Origin of the sequence: Pseudomonas sp. URIL14HWK12:I12, from assembly GCF_003097135.1 — a bacterium.
GTDB lineage: Bacteria > Pseudomonadota > Gammaproteobacteria > Pseudomonadales > Pseudomonadaceae > Aquipseudomonas.
Window position 1 is genome coordinate 325,609 of sequence record NZ_QEQL01000002.1, and the last position, 16,887, is coordinate 342,495.

At 64.3% G+C, this 16,887-nt stretch carries 17 protein-coding genes; 6 read left to right on the forward strand and 11 right to left on the reverse strand.

Features of this window, described 5'->3' with window-relative positions:
* Nucleotides 1-52 precede the first annotated feature (52 nt).
* The 4 genes from F474_RS08580 to bglX all read right to left on the reverse strand — a co-directional run bounded on the left by F474_RS08580 (nucleotide 53) and on the right by bglX (nucleotide 6,909).
* On the reverse strand, nucleotides 53-1,366 hold the full coding sequence (locus F474_RS08580; RefSeq protein WP_097085554.1) for an MFS transporter: 1,314 nt from the start codon (nucleotides 1,364-1,366) through the stop codon (nucleotides 53-55).
* 170 nt (nucleotides 1,367-1,536) lie between these two features.
* Complete coding sequence (locus tag F474_RS08585; protein ID WP_097085553.1) at nucleotides 1,537-2,868, reverse strand: sigma-54 dependent transcriptional regulator; 1,332 nt, start codon at nucleotides 2,866-2,868, stop codon at nucleotides 1,537-1,539.
* Complete coding sequence (locus tag F474_RS08590; protein WP_097085552.1) at nucleotides 2,865-4,604, reverse strand: ATP-binding protein; 1,740 nt, start codon at nucleotides 4,602-4,604, stop codon at nucleotides 2,865-2,867. The genes F474_RS08585 and F474_RS08590 overlap by 4 nt, the downstream gene beginning before the upstream one ends.
* Nucleotides 4,605-4,617: 13 nt before the next feature.
* Entirely contained in the window at nucleotides 4,618-6,909 is a 2,292-nt protein-coding gene (bglX, locus tag F474_RS08595) for a beta-glucosidase BglX (protein WP_097085551.1), read from the reverse strand.
* Nucleotides 6,910-7,092: 183 nt separating this feature from the next.
* Between bglX and F474_RS08600 the strand changes: the two genes are divergently transcribed.
* The gene (locus tag F474_RS08600; RefSeq protein WP_371916152.1) at nucleotides 7,093-8,304 is read left to right on the forward strand and encodes an SAM-dependent methyltransferase; all 1,212 of its coding nucleotides are present in this window, start codon (nucleotides 7,093-7,095) and stop codon (nucleotides 8,302-8,304) included.
* Nucleotides 8,305-8,307: 3 nt separating this feature from the next.
* On the opposite strand, the gene F474_RS08605 is transcribed toward F474_RS08600, so the two are convergent.
* A complete protein-coding gene (locus F474_RS08605) occupies nucleotides 8,308-9,288 on the reverse strand; it encodes a DUF4917 family protein (RefSeq protein WP_097085614.1) in 981 nt (326 codons plus the stop codon).
* Between the two features lie 121 nt (nucleotides 9,289-9,409).
* Here F474_RS08605 and F474_RS08610 point away from each other — a divergent pair, with 121 nt between their 5' ends.
* Complete coding sequence (locus F474_RS08610; protein WP_097085550.1) at nucleotides 9,410-10,507, forward strand: glycerophosphodiester phosphodiesterase; 1,098 nt, start codon at nucleotides 9,410-9,412, stop codon at nucleotides 10,505-10,507.
* Here the strand turns inward: F474_RS08610 and F474_RS08615 are convergent.
* Complete coding sequence (locus F474_RS08615; RefSeq protein ID WP_097085549.1) at nucleotides 10,501-10,719, reverse strand: hypothetical protein; 219 nt, start codon at nucleotides 10,717-10,719, stop codon at nucleotides 10,501-10,503. The genes F474_RS08610 and F474_RS08615 overlap by 7 nt on opposite strands.
* A gap of 159 nt (nucleotides 10,720-10,878) precedes the next feature.
* Here F474_RS08615 and F474_RS08620 point away from each other — a divergent pair, with 159 nt between their 5' ends.
* The 3 genes from F474_RS08620 to F474_RS08630 all read left to right on the forward strand — a co-directional run bounded on the left by F474_RS08620 (nucleotide 10,879) and on the right by F474_RS08630 (nucleotide 12,371).
* Nucleotides 10,879-11,274: a hypothetical protein gene (locus F474_RS08620; RefSeq protein WP_097085548.1), complete on the forward strand. Its 396-nt coding sequence runs from the start codon at nucleotides 10,879-10,881 to the stop codon at nucleotides 11,272-11,274.
* Between the two features lie 18 nt (nucleotides 11,275-11,292).
* Nucleotides 11,293-12,057 (forward strand): trans-aconitate 2-methyltransferase, encoded by a 765-nt coding sequence (gene tam / locus F474_RS08625; RefSeq protein WP_097085547.1) that lies wholly within the window; start codon nucleotides 11,293-11,295, stop codon nucleotides 12,055-12,057.
* Nucleotides 12,058-12,131: 74 nt separating this feature from the next.
* Nucleotides 12,132-12,371, forward strand: a complete 240-nt coding sequence (locus F474_RS08630; RefSeq protein ID WP_097085546.1) for a hypothetical protein — start codon at nucleotides 12,132-12,134, stop codon at nucleotides 12,369-12,371.
* A gap of 7 nt (nucleotides 12,372-12,378) precedes the next feature.
* On the opposite strand, the gene F474_RS08635 is transcribed toward F474_RS08630, so the two are convergent.
* The 5 genes from F474_RS08635 to F474_RS08655 form a co-directional block, all read right to left on the reverse strand.
* Nucleotides 12,379-13,710: a HAMP domain-containing sensor histidine kinase gene (locus F474_RS08635; RefSeq protein ID WP_256577761.1), complete on the reverse strand. Its 1,332-nt coding sequence runs from the start codon at nucleotides 13,708-13,710 to the stop codon at nucleotides 12,379-12,381.
* Between the two features lie 70 nt (nucleotides 13,711-13,780).
* Nucleotides 13,781-14,254 carry a Spy/CpxP family protein refolding chaperone gene (locus tag F474_RS08640; protein ID WP_097085545.1) on the reverse strand — a complete coding sequence of 158 codons (474 nt, stop codon included), beginning with the start codon at nucleotides 14,252-14,254 and terminating at the stop codon, nucleotides 13,781-13,783.
* Nucleotides 14,255-14,386: 132 nt separating this feature from the next.
* Nucleotides 14,387-15,064, reverse strand: coding sequence for a response regulator transcription factor (locus tag F474_RS08645; protein ID WP_097085544.1), 678 nt, complete (start codon nucleotides 15,062-15,064; stop codon nucleotides 14,387-14,389).
* A 3-nt stretch (nucleotides 15,065-15,067) separates the two neighbouring features.
* The gene (locus tag F474_RS08650) at nucleotides 15,068-15,367 is read right to left on the reverse strand and encodes a YciI family protein (RefSeq protein WP_097085543.1); all 300 of its coding nucleotides are present in this window, start codon (nucleotides 15,365-15,367) and stop codon (nucleotides 15,068-15,070) included.
* A 1-nt stretch (nucleotide 15,368) separates the two neighbouring features.
* Complete coding sequence (locus F474_RS08655) at nucleotides 15,369-15,956, reverse strand: septation protein A (RefSeq protein ID WP_097085542.1); 588 nt, start codon at nucleotides 15,954-15,956, stop codon at nucleotides 15,369-15,371.
* 66 nt (nucleotides 15,957-16,022) lie between these two features.
* Between F474_RS08655 and F474_RS08660 the strand changes: the two genes are divergently transcribed.
* The gene (locus F474_RS08660; RefSeq protein ID WP_097085541.1) at nucleotides 16,023-16,880 is read left to right on the forward strand and encodes a PHP domain-containing protein; all 858 of its coding nucleotides are present in this window, start codon (nucleotides 16,023-16,025) and stop codon (nucleotides 16,878-16,880) included.
* Nucleotides 16,881-16,887: the final 7 nt, after the last annotated feature.

Below are 16,887 nucleotides of genomic sequence, written 5' to 3' on the forward strand. Positions count from 1 at the left end.
CCCCTAACGACGAAAGATGGCCAATAGACCATCCTTCGTGGCGCAGGTGCGGTCAGTCCGTTTCGATGCGCGAGCTGTTGCGGGTGTCTTTCATGAAGACATAGACCAGCAGCGATATGGCGATGCAGGCGGTGACGTACCAATAGAACCCGCTCTCGTAACCCGCCTGTTTGAATTGCAGCGCGATGACTTCTGCCGTGCCGCCGAAGATCGATACTGTCAACGCATATGGCAAGCCCACGCCCAGCGCCCGCACCTGCGCCGGGAACAGCTCAGCCTTGACCACCGCATTGATCGAGGTATAGCCGCTGACGATCACCAACGCGGCCATGATCAACCAGAACGCCCCCCACAATGTGCTTACGGTATTGAGCGTACTGAGGATCGGATAGGTGCACAGCGTGCCGAGCACGCCGAAACCGATCAGGATCGGGCGCCGGCCGATGCGGTCGCTCAACGCACCCACCACCGGTTGCAGGCACATGAACAGGAACAGCGTGGCGGCGGAGATCAGGGTGGAGTCTGCCTTGCTCATGCCGACGCTGTTGACCAGGTATTTCTGCATGTAGATGGTGTAGGTGTAGAAGGCGAGCGTGCCGCCCATGGTCAGGCCAACCACTGTCATCAGCTCGCGCGGGTGCTGCAGCAGCTGGCGCAGGGCGCTTTCCTTGCGTTTTTCAGCGCTCTTGGTGAACGACTCGGTTTCTTCCATGCCGCGGCGCAGGTACAACGCCACCACCGCACAGATTGCGCCAATGCCGAAAGGAATGCGCCAGCCCCAACTATGCAGCTGCTCTTCGTTGAGGGTTTGCTGGAGCACCAGCAGAACCGCGAGCGCGATCAGCTGGCCGCTGATCAGGGTCACGTATTGGAAGCTAGACCAGAAGCCACGGTTCTGGCGATCGGCCATTTCGCTCAGGTAGGTTGCCGAAGTGCCGTATTCACCGCCCACCGAAAGGCCTTGCAGCAGCCGCGCCACCACCAACAGTATCGGCGCGGCCACCCCAATGGTTTCGTAACTGGGTGTAAGGGCGATCAACAGCGAACCGAAGCACATCAACAGCACCGAAGCCAGCAGCGCGGCTTTGCGGCCTTTGCGGTCGGCGTACAGGCCCATCAGGTAGCCACCGATCGGGCGCATCAGAAAGCCCACCGCGAAGATCGCAGCGGTGTTGAGCAACTGCGCGGTCGAGTCGCCTTTGGGGAAGAACACGGCGGAAAAGTACAGCGAAAAGGCGGCGTAGACGTACCAGTCGTACCATTCGACGAGGTTGCCAACAGAGCCGCTGAAGATGGATTTTAGGCGCGAACGCGCACGAACGGGTGTAGCCGTGGCGACATGGCCAGGAGCAGTGGTGGAATTCATCAGTGAAACCTTCTTTTGTTATTGTCGGTCAGCGCCATGCTCAGCGCCGGGTACAGTGCTGATAGCACAGCCCGTGCCAATCGCTGGAAGCCCCGAAATCAGAAGGTCTGTAGGAGTTCTCGGCAAAAAACCGCTCATGCGGCCCGCAGTGATGAGCGGTTTTTTGCCGATCAACCAAGAAAGGTGTCCCGTACCAGCCCGTGGCGCTGCATCTTTTCGTTGAGTGTGCGCCGTGGCAGTTGCAGGTCATCCATCACCGCTTTGATATCGCCTCGGTGGCGGGCCAGTGCGGCGCGTAGGCATTGGGCTTCGAAAGCTTCCACCTGGGCGTTGAGTGAACCTGAAGCGCCAGCCTCGGCGGGCAACTCGCCCAGCCCCAAGGCCATTCGCTCGGCAGCATTGGCCAGCTCGCGCACATTGCCTGGCCAATCATGCGCCAGCAGCCCCGGCAACTGCGCAGGCGCAAGCCCCGGCCAGGCCCGGCCGGCCAACTCGGCGCTGTGCTGAGCGAAGTGCTCGAACAGCGCGGGAATGTCCTCACGGCGCTGGCGAAGCGGCGGCAGGTGCAGCTCGGCTACATTCAGCCGGTACACCAGGTCTTCGCGGAAACGCCCGGCACGTGCTTCTTCGAGCAGGTCAGGTTTGGTGGCCGCCACCAGTCGCAGGTCTATCGGGATGCTGCGGTTGCCCCCCAGCCGCTCGATGCTGCGCTCCTGCAGCGCGCGCAGCAGTTTGGCCTGTTGCGCCAACGGCAGGCTTTCAACCTCATCGAGAAAAAGCGTGCCGCCGCTGGCGTATTCCAGCTTGCCGATACGTTTGGCTTGGGCGCCGGTGAAGGCGCCACTCTCGTGGCCGAACAGTTCGGCCTCGAACAGCGCCTCGGGGATGGCAGCGCAGTTGAGGGCCACGAACGGGCCGGCGGCGCGCGGGCTGAAGTCGTGCAGGCAGCGGGCAGCGAGCTCCTTGCCGGTGCCGGTGTCGCCGCGAATCAGCACGTTCACCGGCAGCCCGGCCATGTCCAGCAGGCGCTGTCGCAGAGTGACCATGGCCCCAGACTGGCCCAGCAGCCGCTGCTGCAGTTGCCCCTGGGCGTCAGCGCGCTGGTGCAACTGGCGGTTCTCCAGCACCAGCGCACGCTTCTCGAGGGCGCGTTGCAGCGCCTGGCCGAGGCGGTCGGGGTCGAAGGGTTTTTCCAGGAAATCGTAGGCGCCGTCGCGCAGTGCGGCCACGGCCATGGGTACATCGCCGTGGCCGGTGAGCAGAATCACCGGCAGGTCGGCATCCAGCGCCCGCACGGCGCCCAACAGGGCCAGGCCGCCCATGCCCGCCATGCGCACGTCACTGAGCACCGCGCCCATTGCGCTGGGGCATGGCAGGGCGAGAAACGCCTCGGCGCTTTCGAATGTGCGCACGCTGAAGCCCGAAAGGGTCAGGAATTGTTCGATCGATGCGCGAATGCTGGCTTCATCGTCGATGACCGCAATGGTGAGGGGTGGGTTCATGAGGCCTCCGTAGCCGCCGGCATTTGCAGAGTAAAACACGCACCGCCTTCACGGTTTTCGGCGCTCAGGCGCCCCCCTTGTTCTTCGGCGATGGCGCGCGAGACCGCAAGCCCCAGCCCAAGGCCCTGGCCGGCCGGTTTGCTGGTGAAGAAAGCGTCGAACACACGGGGCAGGGCATCGTCCGGGATACCGCCGGCGTTGTCGATAACAGCTAGGTGCCAATCATTGCCATGGCGTTCCAGGGTGATGCGCAGCATGGGGTCACTCACCCCTGCCAGGGCGTCGAGTGCATTGCCCAGCAGGTTGATCAAGACCTGCTCCAGGCGCAGCGCATCGCCCAATACGCGGGCCGGCCGTGCCACCTGCAACACCAGCTCAGGTTTTTGTTCCCGCACCCGGCTGGCCAGCAGCTGCAACGCCTGGTCGAGCACCTCTGCCAGGTCCAGCGGCTCGCGCAGCCCTCGTGGGCTCTTGCGGGAAAAATCCTTCAGGTGGCGGGTCAGGGCATTCATGCGCTCGACCATCTGCTCCAGCGGCCGCACGGCAGCACGGGCCTCGTCCAACCGGCCGCGCTCCAGCAGCAGGCGCAGGCTGGCCAGCTGCATGCGCTGGGTGGTCAGCGGCTGGTTGATCTCGTGGGCCAGTGTTGCGGCCATCTGCCCCAAGGCCGCCAGGCGCGCTGAGTGCACCAGCCCGTCCTGCGCCTCGCGCAGGTCAAGGGTACGGGCATGCACCAGGCGCTCGAGCTCGTGCTGGGCATTGCGCCGCAGCCGGGCCAGGCGCAGCCGCTGGTAGCCCACGAGCAAGGCGAACACCGCGCACAGCCAGGCGCTGCCTGCCCCCACTGCCGCCAGCCACTGCCCACGCGCGTCGGGCTGCCAGGGGCGCAGCACGTGCAGCGTCCAGCCTTCTGCCGGCAGTGGGCGGCTTTCCCAGAGGTACTCGGCGCCGTCGATCCGGGCTAGCTGGTGGCGCTCGCCCAGTGTTTGAAGAGGCTCCCACGCCAGCGGCGCCAAGGGTTGGCGATGGTACTGGCGAGTGTCGGCCAGGGCCATGCGATCCACCTGGTCCAGGGGGCGGAGCAAACGGTAGCGCCAGCGCGCATCGCTGGCGATGAAGGCCACCCCGCGCCCGTCGCTGATCAGCAGAATGTCACGGTCCTGTGGCCACTGCTGCAGGGCCTGGGCGAACTCCAGCTTGACCACTAGCGCGCCGAGGAACTCACCGCCGGGGGTGGTCACGGCGCAGGAAAGAAAATACCCCGGCACACCGGTGGTAACGCCCACGGCATAGAAGCGCCCGGCACCCTGGGTGCGAGCTTGCTGGAAGTAGGGCCGGAAGCTGTAGTCATGGCCCACGTAGCTGGAGGAGGTATCCCAGTTACTGGCAGCCACGGCAATGCCGTTGCGGTCAAGCAGTTCAAGCGTGGAAGACTGTGCCGCCTGATTGAGCCGCTCCAGCTTGAGGTTCAGGCGCAGTTGCCTGCTGCGCTCCAACGGCCTTTGCAGGGCATCGGCTACCTCCGGGTCCAGCGCCAGCACCGCGGGCAGCGCCCGGTAGCGTTCGATGAGCGTATTGAGGTTATTGGCGTAGAGGTTCAGGCGCTGCTCGGAGACGCGAGAGTCTTCCAACAGCGCCTGACGGGCGTTGTAGCGTGCACCCAGAGCCCCGCATAACAGGGTACCGAGCACGGCCGGCAGAATGATCGCCGCCAGGCGCAGGCGGCGATGGTTCATGCCCAGGCTGCCCTCAGAGCAAACGGAAGCTGGCGTGCTTCACGTCCTGGGAATCCAGGCCGATCTGCAGGTCGAACTCGCCAGGCTCGGAAGCGAACTTAAGCTTGGCGTTGTAGAAACGCAGCATGGGTTCGTCGACGATGAATTGCACTTGCTTCGATTCCCCCGGCTGCAGCATCACCGGCTCGAAGCCTTTGAGCTGCTGGATCGGCCGCGCAATGGAGGCCACCTTGTCGTGCAGGTAGAGCTGCACGGTGGTTTGCCCGGCCACTTTGCCGGTATTGCGCACGGTCACGCTGGCGGTGAGCTTGCCCCCGGCCTTGAGGCTGTCACCCGACAGGCTGATGTCGGAGACCTCGAATTGGGTGTAGCTCAGGCCATAACCGAAGGGGTAAAGCGGCGAGGTCTCGGCGTCGAAATACTGCGAGCGGTAGTTGCCCGGCCCGCCCGGCTCGGCGGGGCGGCCGATGGTGGGGTGGCTGTAGTACATCGGGATCTGCCCGACCGAGCGCGGGAAGGTGATCGGCAGCTTGCCGGAGGGGTTGTAGTCGCCGAACAGCACGTCGGCGATGGCGTTGCCGCCCTCGGTGCCGGAGAACCAGGTTTCCAGCAGTGCATCGGCTTCGGCGTTCTCACGCTCCAGTGCCAATGGCCGGCCATTCATCAGCACCAGCACGAGGGGTTTGCCGGTGCCGCGCAGCGCTTCTATCAGCTTGCGCTGAGTGTCGGGGATGTCGAGGGTGGTGCGGCTGGCCGACTCGTGGGACATGCCGCGCGACTCGCCCACGGCCGCGACGATCACGTCAGCAGAGGACGCGGCCTTGACGGCCTCGTCGATCAGCGCCTGAGCGCTGCGGCTATCCGGCTCGATCTCGGTGTGGTCAAGGATGATGTTGTTCAGAAAACGCATGCTCTTGGCGTTGTCGGTCACGTTCGCGCCGCGGGCGTAGACCACGTTGGCCTGGCCCCCGACGGCACTGCGGATACCGTCGAGCACGGTCACGGTCTGCTTGGGCAGGCCAGCGGCCGACCAACTGCCGAGCATGTCGGTATGCGAGTCGGCCAGCGGGCCGACCACGGCGATCGTGCCTTGCTTTTTCAGCGGCAAGGTACCGTTGGCGTTCTTGAGCAGCACCAGGGTGCGACGTGCCACATCACGGGCTTCTTTGCGGTGCAGGCGGCTTTCGGCGTTGATGTCGGCAGGGTCGTCGGCTTTTTTGCCGATGCGCCGGTAGGGGTCTGCGAACAGGCCCAGGTCCCATTTGGTCGAGAGCACTTCGCGTACTGCGGCATCGACGTCGGCTTGCTGCACCTTGCCGGCCTTGATCAACGCCGGCAGCGCCACGCCATAGGCCTTGTCGTTCATGCTCTGGTCGATACCGGCCTTGATCGCAAGGCGCGCGGCGTCGCTGGGGTCGGCGGCCACGCCATGCTTGACCAGCTCCAGGATCGCGCCGTGGTCGCTGACGGTCAGGCCCTTGAAACCCCATTGCTTGCGCAGCAGGTCCTGCATCAGCCAGGTGTCGGCCGTCGCGGGCACGCCGTTGATAGAATTCAGCGCCACCATCACGCCGCCTGCGCCGGCGTCCAGTGCGGCGCGGTAGGGCGGCAGGTAATCGTTGTACATCCGCTGCGGGCTCATATCGACCACGTTGTAGTCACGCCCGCCTTCCACGGCCCCGTACAGGGCGAAGTGCTTGACGATTGCCATGATGCTGCCCGGCGCCTGCGGGCCTTTGCCCTGGAAGCCATGGACCATTGCCTCGCCCATCTTCGATACCAGGTAGGTGTCCTCGCCGAAACCCTCGCTGGTGCGGCCCCAGCGTGGGTCGCGAGCGATGTCGACCATCGGCCCGTAGGTCATGTCGAGGCTGTCGGCGCTGGCTTCGCCGGCGGCGGTGCGCGCGGCCTTGGTGACAGCGGCGGTGTCCCAGCTGGCGGCAAGGCCCAGGCTGATGGGGAACTGGGTGCGGTGGCCGTGGATCACGTCGTAGGCGAAGAACATCGGGATATGCAGCCGGCTACGCAGGGCTGCGTCCTGCATCAGGCGGTTATCCCATGGCACCACCGAGTTGAAGGTAGCGCCGATATGGCCGGCGGCCAGGTCCTGCTGGATCGACTCCAGGGTCACGTCGTCGCCGATGCTGATCAAGCGCAACTGGCCGATCTTTTCGTCCAGGGTCATGCGCTTGATCAAATCATTGATGAAGGTGGCTTTGTCCTGGGTAGGTGGCGTGTAGTCGGCGGCGTGTGCAGTGGGCCAGGCCAGGCTTGCGACCAGGCCGAGCAGGTACAGCTTGTTCATGGATTACGGATTCCCCGGGGTGACTGCGATATACGGCAGCGGCGCTTGCAGGCGCCTGTTGTAATGACGGAGCTGGCACGTTGTAACTCATCGGCGCCTTGTTCGCCAGCCGAGCCGGCCAAGACGCCTTGCGCCGATGGCGGTAGAATGTTCGCTTTTGCGTCCGTCGCCAATATCGAGGCCCTGCCTGCCATGCCCGCCGTAAACACCGACTCCGATGCTCGCCAGCGGTTCCTCGCTTCGCTGCGCCTCAGTGTAGAACAGGGGCAATTGGCCAAGCTGGTGCTGGCTCGGCACGTGGGTGAAGAGCCCGACCTGCAGCGGGTGACGCTCAAACCTCTGCAGATAAAAGGCCAGCCTCGGCTGGGCCTGGTGTTGCGCTACAAGACCCGCGACGTCACCCGTCATCTGGCGCCCGAAGAGGCGCTGGCGCAGGTCGACGCGTGGTTGCCAGCGGCCTTTCGCAACGCCCACCTGGTGACACTGGGCGAGACCCTGCAACTGGACTTCAGCAAGAAGGGCAAGCCGATGTTACATCGTGCAGGCAATGCCCAGCCGGTGGCCGCGCAGCCCCAAGGCCATGATCGCGAGAAGCATCGCTACCTGAGCCTCGAGCGGCCGTTTCTGCGCGCGTTGGGGGTCACCGATGCGCAGGGCCAGCTGGTGCCGGCGATGTCGCGCAAATGGAAACAGATCAACAAGTTCGTCGAGGTGTTCGATCACGCCCTGGCCGCCAGCCCACTGGCCGGTGCCGAGCGCGTGAGCGTTGCAGATTTCGGTTCGGGCAAGGGCTACCTGACCTTCGCCGTGCACGACCACCTCACCCATGGCCTGGGCCGGCAGGCTCAGGTGCTTGGGGTGGAACTGCGCCCAGACATGGTCGAGCTGTGCAACCGCACCGCAGCACCGCTGGAGCACCCGGGGCTGGTGTTCGAATGCGGTGACGTGCGCAGTGTGGTGCCTGAACGCGTCGATGTGATGATCGCCTTGCACGCTTGCGATATCGCGACCGATTACGCCATCCATACGGGCATTCGGGCAGGCGCTGCCATCGTGTTGTGCTCACCGTGCTGCCACAAGGAGATCCGCCCGCAGATGCACAGCCCGCAGGTGCTGGCGCCGATGCTGCAGTATGGGCTGCACCTGGGGCAGCAGGCCGAGATGGCCACTGATGCGCTGCGTGCGCTGTATCTGGAGGCCTGTGGCTACGACACCAAGGTGTTCGAGTTCGTCTCGCTGGAGCACACCAGCAAAAACAAGATGATCCTGGCGGTCAAGCGCGCCCTGCCGCGCGACAACGCCGCGCTGCTGGAGAAGATTGCCGCGCTCAAGGCGTTCTATGGCATCGAGCGGCATTGCCTGGAAGGCCTGTTGAAGGCCGACGCCTTGCTCTGAACCTCAGGCACTGTGCAGCAGCGAAGGTGCGCCAAGAGGGTGGCTGGTGGCGTCGAAAAAGGCCAGCGTGGTCACATCGCCCAGTAGTTGGTGGTAGCGCGCCTTCTGGCTCAGTACCCAAGGGGCGCTGAGCGGGAATATCGACACCGCCGTCTGCTCGGGCCGGGCGGCGCGAATGGCCTCGAGCAAGTGCCCGTCCTGGGCGTTCAACTGGTGCCCGAACAGGCAAAGCGGCCCTTGATGCGTGGCCAGGGCCTGCAGGCCGAGGCTCAGGTAGGCTGACTCGCCGATGCTGCGCCGCTTGTCTTCGCAGCGCCCTTCGTTCACCAGCAGCGGCAGGTCACCCGGGGTGTTGATGGCGAAGCCGTCCAGCAATTCAGCGCCGCTGGCACTGCGCCGGCGGGTGCTGCCGTCGCGGTTGCGGATCAGGTGCAGGCCGCCATGCAGGTGCAATACCCGGGTGCCTTCGTATTGGAAGCGGCGCGGGTCGAAGCTCTGGTCTTCGTCCATCAAATCTTCGAAACCTTCCGAGCAATGCCAGATGGCCCAGTGCGTGAGCAGGTCATAGTTGCCGTTATAGACCGTGCGGTAGTGGCGCAGCGCTTGATTGATCGCTGCCAGGGCCTGGGGCCGCACGCTGGCGAAGGGGATGTGCACACTGCGCACTGCGTGGATCAGCGCTTCCTTGATCGAGTAATAGCGGTTCAGCGGCGCGGTCGAGCTGATCGCCAGCGCAGCGTTCACCCGCGCGGCAGCGCCCAGCGCCACTAATACCTGGCTGAAACTTTCGCAGCCCATGGCCTCGAACAGGGCCTTGTCGGTCTTGCCCAGCGGCTTGTTGCGCACCGTGCAGGCCAGCTCGAACAGCGAGTCGTAGTTGAAGGCGCGCCACAGCGCGCGGCTGGCCCCATTGCCCAGCAGGATGCCAGTGCAGGCTGGGGCCAGGTCGGCCCACGCGGGCAAGTGGGCGTCGAATTCGGGTATGGCCATTGTCATCTTCGTTGCAAAACCTGTGTGGGGCGCGACTGTAGCATGTGAAACGCCGCTGTCATGCGCTGCGCCGACTATGCTTGGCTCCTTCGACCGCATATGGAATTGGCAGCCAATGACTTTCAAGCTCTCCCGCATAGCGTGTTCCCTGACCCTCGGCGCCGCGCTGTGCGCAGGCGTGGCCCACGCTCAATCGCCTGCGGAACTCGCCCGGGCGGCGAACATCCCGCACCCGGCGGTGATTGCCCACCGAGGCGCTTCGTTCGATGCGCCGGAGTCTACCCGTGCTTCTTACCTGACCGCGCGCGACCTGGGCGCCGACTACCTGGAGATGGACCTGCAACGCACCAAGGACGGCGTTCTGATCGCCCTGCACGACGAAAACCTGCAACGTACCACCGACATCGCCACGCGCTTTCCCGACCGTAAGGACAGGCCGGTGAGCGACTTCACCCTGGCCGAGCTCAAGCAGCTCGACGCCGGCAGTTGGTTCAACGCCGCTTACCCGGACCGAGCACGGCCCAAGTTCAAGGGCCTGCAAGTGCAGACTCTCGACGAGATCATCGATATCGCCGAAGGCAACCCCCAGCATACGCCCGGGCTTTACATGGAAACCAAGGTGCCCAGCCTGTTTCCCGGTATCGAACATGACCTCAAGCTCAAGCTGCAGCAGCGAGGCTGGCTGACGGAAACCGCAGAGGTGGCGCCGGGCAAGCGGATCATCCTTCAAACGTTCGAGAAACCCAGCTTGCAATTGCTGGCTCAGGAAATGCCCAAGGTGCCGAAGATCCTGTTGCTGTGGGTGGGCGAGGGCAGCATCACGCCGGCGTCGAACCAGACCTTCGCCCAGTCTGGGGAGAAAGACAAAGCCGCCTGGTACGCGCGCCAGCAGCCCAAAGACAAGGCCGCTTTCGAGCAGTGGGTGGACTTCGCCAAGGCGCAGGGTGCGGTAGGGACAGGCCCATCGGCAGCGCTTACCCAAGGTGGCGACCAAAGCTACATGGACCTGGTGCAGCCGTGGATGAACGGCTACACCCACGACAAGGGCCTGCTGGTGCACGTGTACACGGTCGATGACCCGGTCGATTACAAGAAGGTCATGGACGCCGGCGTTGATGGCATCTTCACTAACCGCGCCGCGCAGTTGTTGCAGTTCTATGGCCGCCCGCCCGCGAAGGCGGTCGGCGAGCTGCTGACCGAAGAAGGCTACTGACCCGGGGCGCCACGCAGCCGTTGTACCGCAGCACTGATACTGTCGGCGTTGCGGTCCAGGGTTTCGAGGGCGCCGCGTACATTCTCGGCCGTGCCTTCGTCGTTGCCGCGTACCTCAACCCAGAGTGCCAGCTCCTCGATCGACGCGGCGATCGCCACCTGGTTTTCGTAGAGTTTCTCCAGGGTGACTGTCAGTGCCTGCATTTCGGTCATTACGTTCCCTCCGAAGGGTGCTTGAAAATGCTGACACGGCGGCCGCTAAAGGGTTCGTTTTGCGGCGAAGCGATGAAACAGCCTGAAGCCGACTGGCCGCCGATGGCAGGCTTGGTTACAGTGATGGCATTGCGGAATTTCTGATCTTAAGGACGGTTCATGAAGGCGTCATCGCTGCTGTTGTTTTATACCCTGGCACTGGCCAGCGGCTGCGCCTTTGCTGGCGGCTACACGCACGCCGATGTGTGCAAGGCGGTGCTGGCTCTGGAACTGAACCACGACCTGGGCCGCCTGCGCATCACCCATGGCGGCAATACGCCGGAAATCGTCTTTACTCACCCCACTACCCGCCAGCGCAGCCGCTACCGTTGCCAGTTCCCGGCAGAAGGCAAGGTGGTGTGGGCCAGTTATATCGATGACAAGAAAAACTGGGGCCGCTGGCATGACCGCCGCGAAGACGGCCAGATTACCTGGAGCGAGCAGCGTACGCGCCTGACCGTGAAGAACGAAAAAGGCCGCGAACGTGTATTCGGCACCGGTGACTTTCGCCAGTAGGCCCGCCAAGGAGGCTTGATGAGTTGGCATGCCCAGCAGTACTCGATCTTCGAAGCTCAGCGCACTCGCCCTGTGCGCGATCTGATCGCCGCCATTCCCACCGCGGCGGTACACCATGCGATCGACCTGGGCTGCGGGCCCGGCAACTCCACCGAGATTCTCGCCCAGCGGTTTCCGCATGCACGTATCAGTGGGCTGGACTCGGCCGCCGATATGCTTCATGCCGCCCGCGAGCGCCTGCCACAATTGAGTTTCCAGGCCGGTGACATAGGGCAATGGCAAGCCGCCCAGCCGCTGGAGGTGATTTTGGCCAATGCTTCGTTGCAGTGGCTGCCAGATCACGACCAGCTCTACCCGCGGCTGGTAGCGCAATTGGCCGCTGGCGGTACCTTGGCGGTGCAAACCCCGGACAACCTTCAGGAGCCTGCCCATCGCCTGCTGCGCAAGGTCGCCGGCAATGGCCCCTGGGCTGCACGGTTCGCTGGCTTTTCGTTGCCACCCCGGCATGACGCCGCGTTTTACTACCGCCTGCTGCGCCCCCTGTGCCAACAGGTCGATGTCTGGCGCACCACTTACCATCACCCGTTGGCCGGAGGCATCGGGGCAGTGGTGGAATGGTTCAAGGGCTCGGCACTGGGGCCGTACCTTTCACAGCTGGATGAACCCCAGGCCGAGGCATTTCTGGCCCAGTATCACGCCGAGTTGGCCAGTGCCTACGAAGTATTGCCAGATGGCAGCGTGTTGCTGCCATTTCCTCGCTTGTTCGTTATTGCCCAGCGCTGATACGTTGAACTTGTGATCCTTGGGGCAGCTCCTACTTCCTGAATTCGCTTTCAGAAAGCATTTTGGAGTGCCCTATGGCCGACCTCTCTGATTCAGTCAGCAGCCGTGTGGAAGCTCGCATCGATGCAATCGCCTGCGCCGGTTTCGACGCGCTGGCACTGAGCAACTATACGTCCACGGTGGGCTACCTTTATGCGCTGCGTGACTTTCGCCTGCTCGACGAGCAGCAGTGGCTTACCTGGCTCGACCGGGCACGTGATACTTACTGCCGCTGGTCAGGCGGCCAGGCGGGCGTGGCCCTTGCGTTGAATTGACGCTCGCTTACCGAGCCGGCGCTGGGGTTCGGGGTAGTTGCATGCGGGCGACGAAGCCGCCGGCTGGATCATTGGCAAACACCAGGCTGCCCCCATGGCGCTCTGCCGCCCGGCGCGCGATGGCAAGCCCCAGGCCATGCCCCGCGGCGCTCTGCCCTGGCGCGCGGTAGAACGGCTCGCCCAGCCGGTCCAGATGCTCAGCCGGGCAGCCTGGCCCATGGTCGCGCACGCTGATGACCAACCCTTGCGCCTCACTAGCTGCCGTGATCTCGATCGCTTGGTCGGCAGGATTGAAGCGCAGAGCATTACGTACCAGATTATCCAGCGCCCGTTCGACCAAGGTGGGCCAGCCCTGCAGCTGCAGGCCGGGCTCGGCCTCTACTTTGACGTTCTGATCCGGTGCGCTGAGCTGCGCATCCCGACGGATGCCGCCCAGAATCTGATTCAAATCGACCGTTTCAGGATGGGCCTGCTCTGCATCGACGCGGGCAAGTTCGAGTATTTCGCTGATCAAGGCTTCGAGCCGGTCGCATTCGCGGGTCAGCCGGGGCCATAGCTGCTCGCGCTGCGCAGGCTCGGCACGCTCTGCCAGGGCCATGGCGATCCGTAGCCGTGCCAGCGGTGAGCGCAACTCGTGGGACACGTCCCGCAGCAACTGCCGTTGGCTGCCGATCAGGCTTTGCAGCCGAGAACCCATGCGGTTGAAGTCATTGGCCAATACGCCGAATTCGTCGCGCCGCGCTGCAAGCTTGGCCAGGCTGTTCTGCTGGTAGGTGGCCTGGCCAAGGTCGTGCACCGCTCCGCGCAGCCGGCTGAGCGGGCGGGTGATCGACAGTGTGACCAACAAGCTGAACAGGGTCAGCACAACCAACGCGATGATCAGCCCACCGATGGGCCCTGTGAGGCTCTCCCGGTGCCAATCGTCGATCAATGGGTGCGGGATGCGGTAGATCAGCAGGTAGGTGTCCTGGCTGTTGGGGCTGGTGTATTCGGCGGTCAGGCGCCGCCAGGGCAGGCGCCGCTCGTCATCGCTGCGGGCTTCCATAGCTTGGGCTCGCCGTGGAAAGGTGCCTGGCACCACGGCATCGCCGCTGTCGTTGAGCACCTGAGTATCGATGTGGAACTGGCGCTTGCGCTGTTCGAGCAGGGCTTGGGCCGCGTCAGCACCCTGGCCCTCATAGACGTCGACCCACTGCTGGGCAAAGTCCTTGAAGGCAGGGTGCCGGCTGAGAATCCAGGCGTCCTGGTTCAACACATGGCCCATCAGCACCGATAGCCCCGACACCAGGGCGATGGCCAGCCAGAAGCTTGCAAGGATTCGCCAGAACAATGAACGCAAAATGCACCTCGAGCGCAGGCGGCCCGGCCCTCGCAGGGAGGGCCGGGCCGGTGGACAGTCAGAGGGCAGTTTACTGGGCTTTCTTGTCCTTTTGCGCTTTCCAGGCCTGGAACTCGGCCCATTCAGCACGGCGGGCGTCCTGGCGCTTCTTCATTTCGTCGAATTGCTTCTGCTGTTCGGGCGTCAGAACAGCGCGCACGGCATCGCGGCCTTTGTCTTCGTTGGCCTTGATCTGATCCTGCATGGCCTTCTGGTCGGCAGCGGGCAGCTTGTTCAGGAACGATTGGGTGATCTCACGGCGCTGGTGCATCTGCTCACGCATCAGCTTACCGATCTGCATGCGTTGTTCAGGCTTGAGGTCCAGCCCGCGGAAGATGTCCGGGCCGGGGTGCCCGCGTTCGAGCAGCGGGCCTCGATCCATCATCGGGCCGTGTTCGAACGGCGCTGGTGGCGGTGCGCCGTCCGGGCCTGCTGGCGGCAATGCGGCCATGGCCAGGGTCGGCAGGGTAGCGGCGAACATCAAAGCGGTGAGGGTCTTGCGCATGAGGTGTTTCTCCTGGTGGTCTGGGCCCGGTGGTATGTGGTTACCGGATGAGCTCAGATTACCCAGGGCTGCGTAAGCCGCGGTCAGGCCAAGGTAAAGGGTTGGTAAACGGGGCGGGGCTCGAGGTAGCGGCTATTGGGCGTAAAAATAACCGCGGCTGCGCAGCGCGACGATGCGAGGGCGGCCATCGGCATGGGGGCCGATCTTCTTGCGCAGGTTGCTCACGTGCATGTCGAGCGATCGATCGTAAAGCGTGAGCTTGCGGCCTAGCGCCAGTTGCGCCAGCTCTTGTTTGTCCAGCGGCTCGCCGGGTTGGCGCAACAGGGCTTCGAGCAGCCGGCTTTCGGAAACGGTCAGGGAAATGTCACGCTGGTCGACGGTGACCACCCCGCGTGCGGGGCTGAACACCAGGTCGCCCAGCTCCAGTTGCGTCGTGGTCGCGGTGGGATGGCTGCGGCGTAGCACCGCGCGCAGCCGTGCGGTCAGCTCGCGAGGGTCGCAGGGCTTGGCCAGGTAATCGTCGGCCCCCAACTCCAGGCCCAGAATACGATCCAGCGGCTCGCCGCGGGCCGAGAGCATCACCACGGGCAAGTCAGTGTGCTCGGCACGCAGCTGCTTGAGCAGCTCCAAGCCGCTGCCGTCGGGGAGCATCACATCCAGCACCACCGCTTGCGGCGGCATGTCGGCCAGTGCTGCACGAGCACTGGCGCCGTCATGGCAGGCGTGCACGCTGAAGCCCTCCTGGGCCAGCCAACTGCTCAGCAGCTCACACAGCTCGACGTCGTCGTCGATCAGCAGCACATCGCTCATGGTTTACGGCAACACCTGTTTGAACGGTTTGATCACTACATCGGCATAGACACCGGCGCCGACGTAAGGGTCCGCGGCGGCCCAGGCCTTGGCGGCGTCCAGCGAGGCGAATTCGGCCACCACCAGGCTACCGGTGAAGCCGGCGCTGCCGGGGTCATTGCTGTCGATCGCCGGCAATGGGCCGGCCAGCGTCAAGCGGCCCTCGGCTTGCAGCTGCTTGAGGCGCTCCAGGTGGGCAGGGCGAACGCTCAGGCGTTTTTCCAGCGAGTCGGCCACGTCGGTGGCGAAGATTGCATACAGCATGTCATTTCTCCTGATCGGGCTTGGCATCGTGAAGGTGGCGCGACAGGTAGACGCCCTGGGCCAGCAGGAAGATCAGCGTCATGCCGAGGCTGCCAAACACCTTGAAGTCGACCCAGAAGCGTTCGAAAGTGAAGGCCACGAACAGGTTGGCGGCCCCGCAGATGATGAAGAATGCGACCCAGGCCAGGTTCAGGCGCGCCCACACGGCATCGGGGAGGGTCAGTGCATGCCCCATCACCCGCTTGACCAGAACCTGATCGCCGACGAAGTGGCTGCCCAGAAACACCAGCGCGAACACCCAGTTCACCACCGGCGCCTTCCACTTCAGGAAGGTTTCGCTGTGGAAGGCCAGGGTAAGGCTGCCGAACAGCAAGCACGCCAGCAAGGTGAACCACTGGCCCTTTTCGAGCCTGCGCTGCTTGATGAACAACGCGCCGTAAACCACAACGGAGCTGGCGATCAGCACCTGCGTGGCGCTGAAGATATTGCCTACGCTCAAAGGAATGCCGGCAACATCGAAGGTGTGCGGGGCGACTTTATAGACGATGAGAAACAGGAACAGCGGGATGAAATCGATTAATTGCTTCACGGTAGCAGCCAGCGACGGGACGTGGCGGCATAATAGCAAACCTTCCTCACTGCGAAAGCGCCGCCGATGATCGTTGATTTGCACTGCCACAGCACCGCCTCCGACGGGCTGCTCGCGCCTGCCGAGCTGGTGGCCCGTGCCCACGAGCAGGGGGTGCGCACCCTGGCGCTGACTGACCACGATACCCTCGAAGGCCTGCCGCAGGCGCGCGACGCCGCTCAGGCGCTGGGCATGCAGTGGGTCAGCGGGGTAGAGCTGTCGTGCCTCTGGGGTGGCGCAACTATCCATGTGCTGGGGTATCACTTCGCGCTGGACGCACCGCCGCTGGTCGAGGCGCTGCAGGCGCTGCACCAGGGCCGCTGGCTGCGCGCCGAGGAGATCGACCGGCGGCTGGCCGCCAAGGGCATGCCCGGCACCCTGGCGGGGGCGCGGGCGGTGCAGCAGGCACTGGGTGATAGCGGCAATGCACCGGCGCGGCCGCACTTTGCCGAGTATCTGGTGCAGGCCGGCTTCGTGGCCGACCGCAACACCGCGTTCCACCGCTGGCTGGGTGCCGGCAAGCTGGGCGACGTAAAGCTGCATTGGCCGACGCTGGAAGCCACGGTGCGCACGTTGCGCGACGCCGGTGCCTGGGTGAGCCTGGCACATCCGATGCACTACAACTTCACCCGCAGCAAGCGCCGGCGCCTGGTGGCCGACTTTCTTGCCGCCGGAGGCCACGCGCTGGAGGTGGTCAACGGCCTGCAGGCGGCCGAGCAGGTTGGTACGCTGTCGATCCTTGCCCGGGAATTCGGCATGCTTGCCAGCGCAGGCAGCGACTTTCATGGCCCCGGGCTGTGGGGTGAGATCGGCAGCTATCGCCCGCTGCCCGACGACCTGCCGCCGCTGTGGGCGCGTTTTCGACATGAGCCAGCATTGGCCTGAGGTAGAT

What these genes read in the sequence shown, in the direction of transcription:
- F474_RS08645 (WP_097085544.1), bottom strand. Translation starts at nt 15,064, where the DNA reads ATGAGCGATGTGCTGCTGATCGACGACGACGTCGAGCTGTGTGAGCTG.
- F474_RS08590 (WP_097085552.1), bottom strand. Translation starts at nt 4,604, where the DNA reads ATGAACCATCGCCGCCTGCGCCTGGCGGCGATCATTCTGCCGGCCGTG.
- F474_RS08660 (WP_097085541.1), top strand. Translation starts at nt 16,023, where the DNA reads ATGATCGTTGATTTGCACTGCCACAGCACCGCCTCCGACGGGCTGCTC.
- F474_RS08620 (WP_097085548.1), top strand. Translation starts at nt 10,879, where the DNA reads ATGAAGGCGTCATCGCTGCTGTTGTTTTATACCCTGGCACTGGCCAGC.
- tam (WP_097085547.1), top strand. Translation starts at nt 11,293, where the DNA reads ATGAGTTGGCATGCCCAGCAGTACTCGATCTTCGAAGCTCAGCGCACT.
- F474_RS08610 (WP_097085550.1), top strand. Translation starts at nt 9,410, where the DNA reads ATGACTTTCAAGCTCTCCCGCATAGCGTGTTCCCTGACCCTCGGCGCC.
- F474_RS08630 (WP_097085546.1), top strand. Translation starts at nt 12,132, where the DNA reads ATGGCCGACCTCTCTGATTCAGTCAGCAGCCGTGTGGAAGCTCGCATC.
- F474_RS08580 (WP_097085554.1), bottom strand. Translation starts at nt 1,366, where the DNA reads ATGAATTCCACCACTGCTCCTGGCCATGTCGCCACGGCTACACCCGTT.
- bglX (WP_097085551.1), bottom strand. Translation starts at nt 6,909, where the DNA reads ATGAACAAGCTGTACCTGCTCGGCCTGGTCGCAAGCCTGGCCTGGCCC.
- F474_RS08615 (WP_097085549.1), bottom strand. Translation starts at nt 10,719, where the DNA reads ATGACCGAAATGCAGGCACTGACAGTCACCCTGGAGAAACTCTACGAA.
- F474_RS08650 (WP_097085543.1), bottom strand. Translation starts at nt 15,367, where the DNA reads ATGCTGTATGCAATCTTCGCCACCGACGTGGCCGACTCGCTGGAAAAA.
- F474_RS08585 (WP_097085553.1), bottom strand. Translation starts at nt 2,868, where the DNA reads ATGAACCCACCCCTCACCATTGCGGTCATCGACGATGAAGCCAGCATT.
- F474_RS08640 (WP_097085545.1), bottom strand. Translation starts at nt 14,254, where the DNA reads ATGCGCAAGACCCTCACCGCTTTGATGTTCGCCGCTACCCTGCCGACC.